Source organism: Peribacillus sp. Bi134, assembly GCF_918698065.1.
In the GTDB taxonomy this organism is placed as follows: domain Bacteria; phylum Bacillota; class Bacilli; order Bacillales; family DSM-1321; genus Peribacillus.
In genome coordinates this window covers 18,096-32,887 of the sequence record NZ_CAKKLN010000013.1, presented here as the reverse complement: position 1 = coordinate 32,887, position 14,792 = coordinate 18,096, and the positions used below count along the sequence as shown (strand labels likewise).

Here is a 14,792-nt window from a genome sequence, read left to right as displayed (position 1 = left end):
TAAGCAGCTACTCTGAACAACTTATGATTGAATCCAACGTCATTTTGGGCAGACTTTGCCCGTTGATGAGGTTAGTACCCTATTAGAGATTGCACGTTACTGGTCGGCTAGTATAGGTTGCTACTCGCGGGGATCTAGCTGCCTTCCAGATAGCCCTCATTCACCTATAAAAAAAGCTATCACTGATAAACCTGCTTGCGTTTTTCTTCGGCCTTGCCTTGTTCTCTTTGACTTGCTTCTAGGTCTTGTTGTGATGTTCGAGCGAGCACAGGTCGCTACTCGCGGCGATTTAGCTGCCTTCAGTACTATCGTAGGTTGTCCCTCATTCACCCCTGTATATTTCTTTAGTACTGAAATGTAGGTGGTACTGCATCAATTATTATTCCGATTGTGATTGGCTTCCTGGCCCAGGTCGGTAATTTTGCTCCTGCACTTACCCTATTGCTTGTATAACCTTCGCAGGAGCACTGTCCTACATTTTCTTGGTTGGTAAAATCGAAAGGGAGCAGGATTTTGCTGATGTTGATTTACGGCATGGTAAGAAGTTATCGAGCTAATTATGAATGCGTAGAATATCTACAAACAACAAAGCAGTGCATCCCGAAAATTTGGGATCACTGCTTTGTTGTTTGTAATTCAAAGGAGCAGGAAAGAAAACTTCTTATACTCTAGAGGCCTGTCTCTTGATAAGGCTAAATAATATAGAAGCTAAATGCAGTAATTATTGCTAAAACAAGCTTTTTGCAAAAGGCCGATAAGGAGTATTATTTTGTCGATATCTACTCAGAATTTGTAGATATTTCTCGGGAAATTGTTGAAATTTGAAAATAGTGATTGCGAATAGTTGGAACAAAGGAATTTCTACTTTTGATTTGATTGCCTTAGGTTTAAATAGTTATTAACAGAAATTAACACCTGAATATCGTAAAGGAGACTAAAATAAAGGTAATGAATCCTTTTCTTATTGAAGTAATGCTTCGTAATGGATTTTTTGTTGTTCAGTTTTAAGCTGTGACATATCGTTTGTCAGTTAGATGTTCATTTCACATGTAGCTGTGAGTTCATTGGTTAAAAGATTAAGCTCTCTTTTAATTGAATGAGAGCATGGGTTAAATTGTCATATGTATCGGGTATCGCTATCTCTGTTTTATTGGTTCCTTCTCATCTTACTTTTTCTTGATACAAGGGTCTTTAGCTATATCGTTTAGGGGGCTGCCCGTATCGCGTAACACTTAAGCGTTTCGATGTCGGATTGAACGAAGGAATGTGCATTTACATATTTTAACAATTGATATCCATTTCGCTCTAAGTTTTAAACATACTTACGAACATTGATTTTGCATCTCCACTTCTTTGCCACTTCCTTGAAAGAGGATCCTCATTCATTCGGATGTATATACTGTCGCATATCGGACCTTCCTTTCTATTAAAGATGAAGGTTCCTTGGATTTATTTTCATGTTATATCGCCCAGCGATACGAAACACACAAAAGAACAGATAGGCCCCTTTCTTGAGGAACACTATTGAGGACATAGATCTTGCTGGAGCTGGGAAACCGTTGGTTTAAGCTGTGACATATCGTTTGTCAGTGGACGTTCATTTCAAGCGTAGCTGCGAGTTCATTGGTAAATCTCATTTATTTGTTTGGAATTATGGGTTAAGTTGTCATATATATCGGGTATCGCTATCTCTGTTTCATTGGTTCCTTCTAATCTATCTTTTTGTAGATACACAGGCCTTTAGCTGTACCCTCTAGGGACTTATCCGTATCGCGTAACGCTATGTGCGCTTCAATGTCAGATTGAATAAAGATAGGCAACCACCATCTTAAAACCTCATATCCGTTTCGTTCTAAGTTTTGACCATACTTTTGAACAGTGGGTGTGCATCCCCTCTTCTTCTTCCACTTCCTTAGAAAAGAATACTCGTTCATTCGGATGTATATCATGTTTGCATATCAAACGCCGCTTTTCTATTAAACCTAAAGGTTCGAATTTATTTGCAAGTTATATCGCCCAGCGATACGAAACACACAAAAAAAGCCGATCTATCCCTGTCTGGAGCACCTCTAGTAAGGATGACTCCTGTTTTTGAATGCAAGGTGTATTTTGTTTTAGATGCATATCGCTTAAACAAATCCCCAATGAATTTCAATTGAGCCTTTGGTAGAACGTCCGCTACATTGGTATCGCCGAGCATTTACATAACAGGTGCCAAATCCTGTAAAGTTGAAAGATTCTTTCTTAATTCTATTTTTCAGCTACGCGAATCATATATTACACTATGAATTTTTAGGATTCGCATCTCTATGCTTTTATCCATCATTATTTATTTAAAAAATATTTTAAATGTTTCATCATCAATAACAAATCAATACACAGCTAGGCAAAAAACCTTAACAGTCACCTTATTTTCTGAATATGGAGAAAAGCGCCCGCCATTTTTCGGAACGTTTTTGTATAGTCTCTTCTAAACGTTTATTAAATTCATTTTGTGAACTCCATTCTTTTTTCTGTTCGTCCCGCATATTTTGTATTTCTTTTTGTAAGAGTTCACTTTTTTGTTTTTCTTGTTCCAGCAATGTTTCGTAATGAGTATTTTGTTGTTCTGTTAATTGTTCAATTTTAGAATTAGTTCTTTGCGCTGAATTTCCAATACTAGAACTTATAACATGATGATCTTGCTGGAGCCGGGAAACCTTTGTTTTAAGCTGTGACATATCGTTTGTCAGTTGGACATTCATTTCACGTGTGGCTGCCAGTTCATTGACTAAAAACATTAAGACCTCGTTTAATTGATTGGGGTCGTGGGGTGAATTTTCATATGTATCGGGTATCGCTATCTGTGTTTCATTGGATCCTTCTAATCTTTCTTTTTGTTGATATACAAGGTCTTTAGCTGTATCGTCTAGGGGCTTGTCCGTATCGCGTAGCGCTATAAGCGCTCCGATGTCAGATTTAACAAAGATACGTCGATCTCCATCTTTCAAAAACTCATATCCATTCCGCTCTAAGATTTGACCATATTTTCGAACAGTGGGAGTTGCAATCCCCACTTCTTCTGCCACTTCCTTGGAAGAGAAAGCTCGTTCATTCAGTTGTATATCGCGTCGCATATCGGACCTCTTTTCTATAACTAGTTGTATCTGTAGTCTACCTGACCTTAAATTTTCTGTCTAGATAAGTATAGCCTATCCAGAAGTCGTTAGGGATAGCGATAAGATTTCCTTTTCCTTTCTTCTGATTTGTTTACTTACATTAGCTTTCCATACCATTCAAATTGATGAAAGACTCGTGAAAATGCTGAAACACAATAAGATTAAGCAAAAAGAAATAAAACTTCAGAGAATCGTTCCTTTACACCAGTTTGGACCGATTCTATTATTTTTTCACACTAAAAAAAGCTCGACCCAAATGGCACATTATATGCCTTTTGGGTCAGCTCATTTTTTCATTATTTCATCAGCTTTGCTACTGGCTTCGAAAGAAGCAATAAAACAATACCTAAGCCAATTGTTACAAAACCAATTACACTGAAGATTTCCAGGTAACCTAAAGACTGCGTATATGCAGCTAATTGTCCGGCTACCATATTAGCTACCGCGGAGCTTGCCAGCCATACTCCCATTAGAAGAGAGGCAAGCTTGATTGGAGCAATTTTACTTACCATTGATAAACCAACTGGTGAAATCATTAATTCGGCTAATGTATGAAGGAAATACGTTACAATCATAAACAGGATGTTTACTTTCAGCGCTGTATCATTTCCTGTATACATAACAGCAGGAAGCAGTACTAAGAAACCTAAACCAACAGTGACTAAACCAAGAGCCATCTTCGTTGGGGTTTTTAAGTCACCTCGTTTTGAGCTGCCAAGCTTGTACCATAATGCAGACATAATTGGCGCTAAAATCACGATGAATAATGGGTTCAATGATTGGAACCAGGCAGTTGGAACCTCAAAACCAAATACATTCCGATCAATTTGGTCATTAGCATACAATGTCAATGAACTTCCTGCCTGCTCGAAAGCGGCCCAGAACGCAATAACGAATACTGCCAAAATAACGATAGCCGCTGTACGTTTTTGTTCTCTTTTCGTTAACGGTGCAGCTGACTTTTGACCAGCTGTAACTTCCGGTTTGCCAGTAGGTTCTTTACCGATATCGCCTAAATAGCGATTTCCTAATAAGTTGAAAACTAACTGCCCTACAATCATGCCAATTGCTGCTGTCAAGAACCCATATTTATAGCTCATCAGGCCAACTACTAATGGTGCGAAGAAAGCCCCAACATTAATACCCATATAGAAGATGGTGAAAGCTCCATCACGACGCGGATCGTTGTCTTCATAAAGATCACCAACAATTGTCGAGATGTTTGGCTTGAAGAAACCATTACCGATAATCAATAAACCAAGACCAATGTAAAGCGCTGTCAAACTCTGACTTGAGAATAGCGAAAAGTTACCAAGCGCCATTAAAATACCGCCAATTGTGATTGCCAATCTTCTGCCTATGAAACGGTCAGTCAAGTATCCGCCAATCATTGGCGTAATATAAACGGCACCAGTAAAGAATCCGTATATGCCCATAGCCGTAGATTTGTCGACTCCAAGCCCGCCATTTACAACAGTTGCTGTTAAGTAAAGAACAAGAATTGCTCTCATTCCGTAATAGCTGAAGCGCTCCCATGCCTCAGTCGCGAACAGCATATACAGTCCTGGAGGATGCTTTTTCCTGGACTGGTTTGGCTGCTGAACATCATCTTTTAAAAGTGCTTGCATAATAAAGTCCCCCTAAATATGGTTAAATATTAAACCATCCACCAATCGTTACTTTCACAAAATTATTGCATGGTTTTTATTTTAATATATAAATTATTGATTTCGTTCCACCTACGCCTAATACGATGATGCCGACGCATGCCATCCAACCCACCATCGGTAAGCGTTTACATTTCTAATCTTGACTCTGGTGCAAAAGAAATCAGATAGCAAAATCTACTTATAAATTCATTCATTTTACTCGAAGACGTTCAATGAAGACATTTGAATTTTAAAGAATCTTTAGTGTTGTAAAATAATTTTATATTATCAGAAAATATAAAAATACAGAAAAAAAAGAAAAAAAGTCCTACTGCATTAGCGGCCTTTGCAGCAACGGAGACCCCCATTATAATAAAAAAAACTGCCTTGTTTTAAGGCAGTTTCAGACTGTTGACAAACTCGATTTTAATTAAGATTACCTACATTATTTTTGAGGGAGTTTAAAATATGAACGTTGATTTCTCTCCAGGCACTCGCTTTCCGCGGGCGGTCCGAGAGCCTCCTCGGCGCTCTTGGCGCCTGTGGGGTCTCCCTTGGGAGCGCTTTTCCCGCAGGAGTCTCGTAGCTTCCGTACCAATCAACTTTGTTTAAAAATTCAGATGAACCCCTTTTGTTTACAAACTCAAACTGCCTTGTATTAAGGCAGTTTTTTAGTCAACAATCCATTGATATAAATTTTTCGGTCTTCCTATTTTTTGATAACTCACAATAGTTTCCACTTTTCCTTCATCAAGTAAATGCATAATATAGCGATAGACGGTCGGATAAGCCAAACCAACTTCTTTAGAAATTGTATCAACAGAAAAGGGTTCACGATTAGAATTCAGAAAACCACTAACGTGACAAAGTGTTTTCTTACTAATTCCCTTTGTTACAAATACATCCTTTTCTTCACTGGACTTTTGCTGCGGAGCTGATTGAGTTAATTTTGCAAGGCGAGCATGCAGTTGAATTCTTGAAATCAAATCAGGCGCTTTTACAGGCTTTAACGCAAAATCCGTTGCGCCTGCTTCAAGAAAGCGATCAGCAATTTCCTGTCGTTCATCGACTGTTAATACAAGAATCGGAACATCAGCATTAAGTTTACGAAGCTCACCCACTGTTTTTATTCCGTCCATTTCCGGCATATGATAATCAACTAAAACAACATCTGCTCCTTTTTCTGCAAACACATTTAACCCTTCTTTTCCGTTGTTAGCCGTATCTACATTCCAGCCGGCAAATTCACAAATTTCACTTAGCATATATTGAATTGATGCATCATCATCAATGACTAAAATGTTCATCTTGACACACTCCTCTCAGCTAGTTTAATCCAAATTATTGTCCCGTGCCCAAGCTTGCTGTCAATTTCTAAAGATGCACCATGTCCTTCAGCAACTTGTCGTACGAAAGCTAACCCCATCCCTGGATGCGATTTCGTACTGAACCCAGCTTTCCATATTTTCAGCTGCTCTTTAGGTGAAATCCCTTTCCCATTATCTGATACGCCCAACCAAAGTTCATTTTCATAGGTTTTCACCTTAAGCAAAATCTTGCCATCCTCTATTCCATTCACTGCATCGTAAGCATTGTCAATTAAATTCACTAATGCCCTCGTCATTCGGATTTTATTAATTAAAATTTTAATTTCAGGATCTGTTTGAAACTCTACCTTCAGATTAAGATTTGTCCCGCTCAGTCTGCTTGCTTCGACGTATTCAACTAAATCTTTTATACGGCACCAATGTTTTTTATCATCATATAAAATCTCGGAAATCATGTCGCTAACGGAATGAATCGATGATGAAACCTTTTGACAATATTCTTTAATTTTAGAATCGTCCACTTTCAAACTAATTAAAGAATTTAGCCCCTCAATTGCTGTGAGAGGTGTTTTTAAATCATGGACCAGATATAGTGCTTCTCGTCCTGATCTTGACTGCATTGCTTCCAACTGCGCATAATGAAGCTCTTGCTTTATCCGCCATTTTTGTTCAGCTAATGAAAAATACACAGCTAAAATAACAGCATTAATAACAAAAATTAAACACAAAGTTAAACTGTACAATGTTAATGATTGCTCAAATCCAATTTGAACCGCTATATCTTTTAATTCCTTTGAAATCGACCCTTGGCCAAATCCATATTTAGATAAAGAAGGAATCTCATTCAGCCATTCAATCCCAAAGATTAATTGGGAACAAATAATCGTTTTAATAATTGGCTTTAGCCTATCCTTTTCAAAGGCTTGCAATAATAAGATTGCTAACAACAATAACAATGCATATGCGCTAAATGAGTATGTTAAAGAATAATAAGCATTTATCACGATATAGTCGAGAGGAATAACAATAAGAGGAATGATAATTTTTAACCATGGACGGTTTAAACGATCACCAATTTCGTCTCCCAACAGGAGTGCACCAATATAATGAAACAAAGCTAAAACTGTATTTAAAGAAATTAACAAAAAAACGGCAAGCATTAACTTATTTCCTGTTTCTTCACCTTCTCTTAATGAAATAAGCAAATCAGTAAGACCAATTTCATCAGGACCCAACCACGATAGTAAGAATACCCCGAATAAAATCACTCCGATTTTCATCCATATTGTCCAAGACTTCATAAGACTAGATATCATAATCATTTCACCTTTAATAGACTAATTGCCTATAGAATAGAATGATAACCATTCTTTCATTTCGTATTTGTTTAAATTTATGTATTCCCTTGCATAATCTCATTATACGCAATTCATAGTAATTGTGAAAATTATAAAAAAATGGGTCCGTGGATGAGCCACCCTCTATGGAGAAAAGCTACCCTATAGACAAAAAATTAATTATTATAACGTCAAATCCTTCTAGAATCATTTACCTACACTGCATTGTTTTTTCCATAGAAAAAACACCTCCACATTGATTGGTTGATATTTAATACCTAAATTTCAACGAAAGGTGTTTTTACTTTTCTCATTTTCCAGGTCAGTGCAACTATAGAAAAAGGGGTTTTCTTTCTTTAGCTTTTGGATATTTAGTTAGTTTGCCGAAATAATATTATTTACTGATGCTTGTTGAGATTATCATACTTTATTGTTCCAAGAGGTAATTACATAAATCAACTTGAAAATATTGATTTCTCAAAGATTTAATTAGATAAATAGGGTTCACATCAATATTTACATGTAACAATGCCTTTTCAAAGGTATCCATGGACACTGAAGGATTATCTCCTAATAATGATGCAATGACTGCTTCATATTTACCCTTTTGGTAAGTACCTTCCTTTTTATCTTCTAAAGCATGAAGTATATCAAAAATTACCTTTGAACCCTTTTCACTCAGATCATTATTCAAAATGAAATGAAAAAAAGTATATTGTTCAGGATTTTTATCCAAAGCAATCGTAAGTAATAACTTTTGATGATATTTCATCTTTTTAAATTCATCTATTAACTCATCCTTTAAATTCAACTCCTACTATTATAATACCCAAAGTGCAATTGCAACTTTTTCTCTAACTCTAATAATTTTCATTGTGGTCAAACTCCTTTTAATAATGGGGTTAGGGTTCCAGCCCTAAGGGATGAATAATATCATGTAATTAAAAAAGCCTCTAAGTTTTGGATTTCACAATTCTTTGCTAGTTTCAGAAATGTACCTTTTAATGTATCCCCGTTCTATATCTTCCAACAACCTAGAATAATTCACTTTTGTATAATCTGATACATCCACTTCATATAATTTCCCTAATTCAAACGTGTCATATCCTCTTGTTGTACATCTATTTATAAATTCCTCATAGATCAATAAATTATCTGCATTACTTCTATTAGCTAAATGATCCCCTTTTTTATAGGAAGTCACGATATGACTCAAATGCCTTGTCGGATCCAAATCTCGTTTTTTTTGCCGTTCAAACAAAATATCTAAATCTGCAATTAACCGAATAGTAACGACCTCATAACCATATCTATCTACTAATTGCTGAATATGAGGCTTTTGTTTCTGACTAAAAGGATAATCAGACATAATATTGTCGCCTACTTGCATTTGCTGTTCCATTATTTCATAGTACATCGCCCATGCTATCTTTTCTATTTTCTGCTTTTCTTCTAAATTACGATAACCATATATATCACAATAATATTCTTTCAAGTCATCCTGAGAAAGATTATAAAATGACCCTAATTTACTATTGATGATATTACTCAAGTAGGTTTTCCCTGTTCCTGGTAAACCTGCTAATAAGATTAAGGCTTTATCCATCTAACCACCTCATAATCTAACGAATAAAGAAAGAGTACTAGGAATACCCCGTACTCTCTTTATTATCCATCTTCTCCAACTCCTACGAAATGCCCAATGAACTTTTTTTACTATTTTACCTGAAGCGTACGGTCTTCTTTATTCATGAAGATTCCAATTTTATGTTTGACAATTTCTTTTACTGCCTTATTACATGGAATGATATTATGTCGTAATGATTTAGTTACTTTTGTTTCTCCGAATGTTTCTTTCGCTGTTTTCGTCCATGCTACTAACAACTCAGTACCAACATTAAATTTACGAATCCCATTATTTATTAATTCATGAATATCCATTTCATTAACACCTGTACCTCCATGAATAACTAAAGGTACATCTACTACAGCATTGATTTCTTTTAATAGCGGTAGATTTACTTCTGTTTTAGATTTATATTGGCCATGATTAGTACCGATTGCAATGGCCAAAGCATCAACCCCTGTTGCTTTAACAAACTCTTCTGCATCTTTTGGGTCAGTATAAACCTTATCATCCTCATCTACATGAATCCCTTCTTCAGTACCACCAATTGTCCCTAGTTCGCCCTCCACTGAAACACCATATTTGTGTGCATATTCTACTACTGCTCTTGTTTTCATAATGTTCTCTTTGAATGGTAAATGAGAACCATCAAACATCACTGATGTATAACCTTTATTGATTGCCTCTTTAATTTCATCAAAATCCCTTGCATGGTCTAAATGCAATACCACATCTACCATTTCATTTGTGGCCATAGTTTTACATACAGCAACAAAATTTTCATAACCGATGTATTTCGCAGTATCTATACTTGTTTGAATAATAATTGGTGCTCCTTGCTCTTTTGCTGCACGTATCATATCAGGTAACATCTCTAAATTATGTGCATTAAATGAACCAACTGTATAATTCAATTCTTCAGCCCTAAGTGTTACTTCTTTTAGTGTTATATACATAATCAATTACTCTCCCTTTATACTTCTTTTATTTTCTTCCTTATCGAACACCACGCGTAACCTCTTTAGAAACTTGCATCATTTGATCCATTTTCTTTAGATATATCTGTAATAATTCTTCATCATTCACTTTTGCTGCTTCTGCACGCTTCTTGTTATAAAGTTTTAATAAAGTTTTGTAACCTTCGCCTAATGACTTTTTAGCCTGAATACTTTTTTCTAACGAATCTATAGCATTATTTTCTTCACCAAGTTCATTAAATGCTAGGCCAATCTCCTCATGAATTTTTGCTTGTTCTTCTCCAACTGTTTGATTTACTTCTTCTTTTTTAGTGGAGATAATACGTACTAACTCTTCTTTTCGTTCTACTGTTAACACTACCTTTTCGGTTGTTTCTTTTTTCGGTTCTTTAGTTTTTTTCTTACCAAATCCAAACATTACTTGAACCTCCTTTTCTCTTTCAACATCCTAGAAAGCTTTTAAAAGTGGACCAATGAGCCATGCATATAGTAAAGCAGCTGTTACTGTATCAACATCTGTAGCTGTTGCATTGACAAATCCCATAGAATTGAAAGTCGTTACTAACAGTGCTGGTAATAATGTAATGAAGAAACCATGTACAATACCACCAATAATTGCACCGCGAATACCACCTGTTAAGTTACCGAAGATACCGGCAGTCCCACCCGCGAAGAAGGCTGTCAAAATACCTGGTAAGATCATTGCCAACCCAAAGACTGGTAATACAAACATCGCAATAATTGAACCTATAGTAGTTGTGATAAACCCTACAATGACTGCATTAGGGCTAAATGGAAATAGGACTGGACAATCTAATGCAGGCTTTGCATTTGGAACCAACCGCATGGCAATCCCTCTAAATGCCGGAACAATTTCACCTAGTAATAAGCGAACCCCTGCTAGTAATACATACACTCCAACTACGAATTGGATAGATTGTAAGAAAGCAAATATTAAGTAGTTTGTATTTTCTGATAATTTAGAGGCGAACTCATTACCTGCGAACGCTGCTGTAATAATATAGAGAGGAGTCATTACCACCATCAAAGATAGATAGGTATCTTGTAAGAATTCAAATTGAGCTGGTAATTTCAAATCTTCAACAGATTTTTTCTTTTCGCCTTTTCCCCCAACTAGTTTCGCTACACCTGCTTCAAACACATACCCAACCGTACAAAAGTGTCCTAATGCAATATCATCCATACCAGTAATCTTACGAACAAATGGTTGTGCAATCGCAGGCATCGCTACCGCAAAGACGCCCCCAATGAAACCGCCTATTAAAATCAATGCAACACCACGTAGACCTGCAAAGTAACCAAATACTGTTGTCATAGTAGCCATCCAAAGAATTGCCTGACCAGTTAAAAAGATGTATTTCCATTTAGTAAACCGGGCAATTAAAATATTAAAAACAAAGATAGCTAAGAAAGTTAGTGCGATATCACGACCCAAGCCTAACTCATTCATTGCTTGGCCATTAATGGCTTCAATCGAAGGAATAATCCCTTGCATATGGAAACCTTCTGCAAAAATTTTACCGAAATATATTAAACTACCAACTATAATGCTAGATCCGGCTGACAATACCATAAATCCTAACATCGTCTTTAACGAACCAGAAATAACTTGCCCCGTTGATTTCTTTTGCAAAATTAACCCCAACATAGCAATCAAAGCGATTGTGACTGATGCCTGTGTCAAAATATTCTCTATAATAAAGTTGACTACACCCATTTTCTCCCCCCATCTCTAGCTATCTCTATTTATTTTTAAGCTAAAACGCCTTTTTCCCTTAATACCGGGGTGATTTTTTCTTCAATCTCTAGTTTAGATACAATATTTCTCAAATAAACAATTGTCGTTTGTTTTGGATCAACTGAAAATTTCTCAAATTGGGATTTGAAATTCTGTGCCGTAATAATAATATCGGGTTTTACTGAAACAGCAGACGAGATATCACTATGATCTAGCTTGGCATTAATACCCAACTTGCTTAATACATCCTCTGCCGCCATTTGACAAGCAAAACTGCTTCCTAAACCTGCTCCACATACAAATAAGATATTTACTTTTTTCATGTCACACTCTCCTCTTTCATTTTTTGTTTTATATAATTCATCTTCTCCTACTTGCATCTACACCAATTGTCCACAGCTTTCCTCATTCCACTACTTCACTTCCATATAACACCTGATTAAACATGGTTACATCTTGTGCCGTAATTAACTGGTCTAATTTCTCTTCATCATTAATTAACTCAATCAGATTTTTCATCACATTTAGATGCGAATAAGAATCCACTGCGGCTAGACAAAAAACAATTTTCACCGGATCATTATCCGGATTACCGAAATTCACCGGTTCCTTTAACGTCATGACACTAATACCTAATTTATTTACTCCATCTTCTGGCCTTGCGTGTGCTAACGCTAAATGCTTCCCTACTACTATATAAGGCCCATACTCTTCAACAGATTTAATCATGGCGTTTATATATCGCTCTTCAATGACCTCTTCTGTTAACAATATCTGGGCAGATTTCGTAATCGCTTCTTTCCAGTCTTTACATTCTTGCTTTAGTAGAATGTTGGAATCCCTCAAAATATCCTGCAACATCGGCTGTATCTCCCTTGTATTAATTTTTAAATGATGCTCTTTAAAAGTCTCTTCTACTTTCTGATAGCTTTCCTGTGTTACCGTACCGCCGCTTTCTACAATTAACATAAGAATATCCTGCATTAGCAATGTGGCATCTAACTTATTGGAAACGATCCTTCTCTTATTCTTATTTTTGAGTAAAAAATCTTTAATTTCCTTCTTATCACTTTCTCTTAATATTGGATTAAGCAATAATACGGGTTTTCTTGGATAATCAATTGAAATGGTCGTAAAAACTAAATCAACATCAAGCTTGTCTATAAAGGCTAATTCAAACGAACTCAATACTGCTACAATCTCGATATTGAATTGCTCTTTCAAATTCGCAGCCAATAGCTTTCCAGTTGAAATCCCATGATTACAAAGCACAACAGCCTGATAAACATATTGTTCTTTCTGTTTTATTTGGCTGGCAGAAGTTGAGAAATAAACGGTCAAAAACCCGATTTCATCTTCTGATAATGGTTTTTTTATATAGTCCTCTATTTGCTTACCAAAGCATGTGACTGCCTGATAAATCTCGGCAAAGGACTCCTTAATAGTTTCTTTCAACGGATTAAATACCTGTAAATCGTTCTTCGCCCTGCTTAATAACCCTGTGATATGCTTATACAAACCTTCATACAAATCTTCTTCTCTCTGAGAAAAGGGGATTCTGGTTACTTTTTCTACATGCTCAATTAATTGAATAGCTAATAATTGTGCGGTAACCCAATCGAATGAATTATTCATATCTTTTGGATTAAAAGATTCGATTGTAAAGGTAGTATATTTTATTTCATTTAATGATGGATATAAACCAAACTCCATACAGATGAAATCCACAAAATTTCTGACAGGATCTTCTTTTATCTCGGCTCTAACTTTGGCTAATTCCCTAAGGTTATTTCCCTCTTGCAACCGCCTTACCCATAAACCTAAAAATAGAATGCTTTGATTTCGATATAAATGATTAATCTCCACTCTAGACTTTTCAAAGACTTCGTCATAATGTTCTCCAATGACACTCAATGCACTTGTATCCAAATAATCAAGGACAAATTGATCTGCAAAGGTATTCACTGTATCTCTATCTCGGTACCCTAATAGTTTGGAAATATCTGTAACACTATTAATTACGTCGTACAACATAGTGCGTATTGATCGTTCATCTCCTTTTAATACAATCCCTTGCTTCGTTAAACTCACTACAGAAATACCATATTCCTTTAAAAACTGACGAAGCCTTCTCATATCCTCATCCAATGTACTTTTCGATACCTGCAGTTTTTCTTCCATTTCAAAAAGCATTGTCCTTTTTGTGGTATCGGCAATATCTAAAAGTAAGGCAAGAAAACGTTCATTGGGCCTATAATAATCCGTTTCCCTATCATCACCAATTTTCAATTGGAGCTTTCCTCGGTCCACATCAGACAGATCTAACTTCAACCCCTTTCCCCTTATCGTCGTAATGGATGGATAGTTATTTTCAGACAGATATTTATTAATCAGGACCAATTCGTTTCGAAAAGTACGCTCACTAATATTGAACTCTTTACTTAAATCCTCACAAGTCAAAAAGGTATTTACTTTCAAAAATCTGGTAAGTACTCGTTGAGACCGTTCTTTCATGATAGTAACCCCTTTCATAATTTGATTATAAATGGACATATTCAAATAGTTTAGTACATCTTTTTGCAACTTCAATCTGCAAAAATGTAAGCGTTAACAATATTATCAATCTACAAATCAAGGTATGGCGGTGACGAATTTACTATTCTGCTATCCAACTCAAACGTAAACAGAGCTCAACTAATATAAACAAATTTATCTGATCCGTTTTATAAATGTCATAATGAGATATTAGTGATACCGAGTATCGGAATTAGTATTTTCCCTGAGCACGGTGACAGTTTTGATGCGCTCATAAAAAACGCTGATTTAGCCATGTACTTAGCCAAGAGTCTCGGGAGTAATAATTATCAAATTTATACGGATGATTTACAAGAAAAATCTCAACATGAATTTGAAATGTAAATCAACCTGCGTAAATCCTTAGAAAGAAACGAATTCAT

At 36.0% G+C, this 14,792-nt stretch carries 11 protein-coding genes and 2 pseudogenes; 2 read left to right on the top strand and 11 right to left on the bottom strand.

Annotation, left to right across the window (positions count from 1 at the left end; all coding sequences use genetic code 11):
• Positions 1-357: 357 nt before the first annotated feature.
• A pseudogene (locus tag LQ188_RS27065) lies at positions 358-557 on the top strand (hypothetical protein); the annotation flags it as partial.
• Between the two features lie 1,851 nt (positions 558-2,408).
• Here LQ188_RS27065 and LQ188_RS24235 read toward each other — a convergent pair.
• The 11 genes from LQ188_RS24235 to LQ188_RS24185 form a co-directional block, all read right to left on the bottom strand.
• The gene (locus LQ188_RS24235) at positions 2,409-3,116 is read right to left on the bottom strand and encodes a hypothetical protein (RefSeq protein WP_101225625.1); all 708 of its coding nucleotides are present in this window, start codon (positions 3,114-3,116) and stop codon (positions 2,409-2,411) included.
• Positions 3,117-3,454: 338 nt separating this feature from the next.
• A complete protein-coding gene (locus LQ188_RS24230; RefSeq protein WP_101225624.1) occupies positions 3,455-4,786 on the bottom strand; it encodes a peptide MFS transporter in 1,332 nt (443 codons plus the stop codon).
• A gap of 692 nt (positions 4,787-5,478) precedes the next feature.
• A complete protein-coding gene (locus LQ188_RS24225; RefSeq protein WP_230178645.1) occupies positions 5,479-6,114 on the bottom strand; it encodes a response regulator in 636 nt (211 codons plus the stop codon).
• Positions 6,111-7,451 carry a HAMP domain-containing sensor histidine kinase gene (locus tag LQ188_RS24220; RefSeq protein WP_101225622.1) on the bottom strand — a complete coding sequence of 447 codons (1,341 nt, stop codon included), beginning with the start codon at positions 7,449-7,451 and terminating at the stop codon, positions 6,111-6,113. The genes LQ188_RS24225 and LQ188_RS24220 overlap by 4 nt, the downstream gene beginning before the upstream one ends.
• Before the next feature lie 448 nt (positions 7,452-7,899).
• The gene (locus tag LQ188_RS24215) at positions 7,900-8,283 is read right to left on the bottom strand and encodes a DUF1878 family protein (RefSeq protein ID WP_157831160.1); all 384 of its coding nucleotides are present in this window, start codon (positions 8,281-8,283) and stop codon (positions 7,900-7,902) included.
• Between the two features lie 156 nt (positions 8,284-8,439).
• Positions 8,440-9,078 (bottom strand): AAA family ATPase, encoded by a 639-nt coding sequence (locus LQ188_RS24210; protein WP_101225620.1) that lies wholly within the window; start codon positions 9,076-9,078, stop codon positions 8,440-8,442.
• Between the two features lie 110 nt (positions 9,079-9,188).
• The gene (locus tag LQ188_RS24205) at positions 9,189-10,055 is read right to left on the bottom strand and encodes a class II fructose-bisphosphate aldolase (RefSeq protein ID WP_101225619.1); all 867 of its coding nucleotides are present in this window, start codon (positions 10,053-10,055) and stop codon (positions 9,189-9,191) included.
• Positions 10,056-10,095: 40 nt separating this feature from the next.
• Complete coding sequence (locus LQ188_RS24200) at positions 10,096-10,494, bottom strand: hypothetical protein (protein WP_101225618.1); 399 nt, start codon at positions 10,492-10,494, stop codon at positions 10,096-10,098.
• A 30-nt stretch (positions 10,495-10,524) separates the two neighbouring features.
• Entirely contained in the window at positions 10,525-11,814 is a 1,290-nt protein-coding gene (locus LQ188_RS24195) for a PTS sugar transporter subunit IIC (protein WP_230178643.1), read from the bottom strand.
• Positions 11,815-11,849: 35 nt separating this feature from the next.
• Positions 11,850-12,158 (bottom strand): PTS sugar transporter subunit IIB, encoded by a 309-nt coding sequence (locus LQ188_RS24190; RefSeq protein WP_098373543.1) that lies wholly within the window; start codon positions 12,156-12,158, stop codon positions 11,850-11,852.
• An 82-nt stretch (positions 12,159-12,240) separates the two neighbouring features.
• The gene (locus LQ188_RS24185) at positions 12,241-14,349 is read right to left on the bottom strand and encodes a PTS sugar transporter subunit IIA (RefSeq protein ID WP_230178641.1); all 2,109 of its coding nucleotides are present in this window, start codon (positions 14,347-14,349) and stop codon (positions 12,241-12,243) included.
• 207 nt (positions 14,350-14,556) lie between these two features.
• Between LQ188_RS24185 and LQ188_RS27060 the strand changes: the two are divergent.
• Positions 14,557-14,754: pseudogene (locus tag LQ188_RS27060) on the top strand (diguanylate cyclase); the annotation flags it as partial.
• Positions 14,755-14,792: the final 38 nt, after the last annotated feature.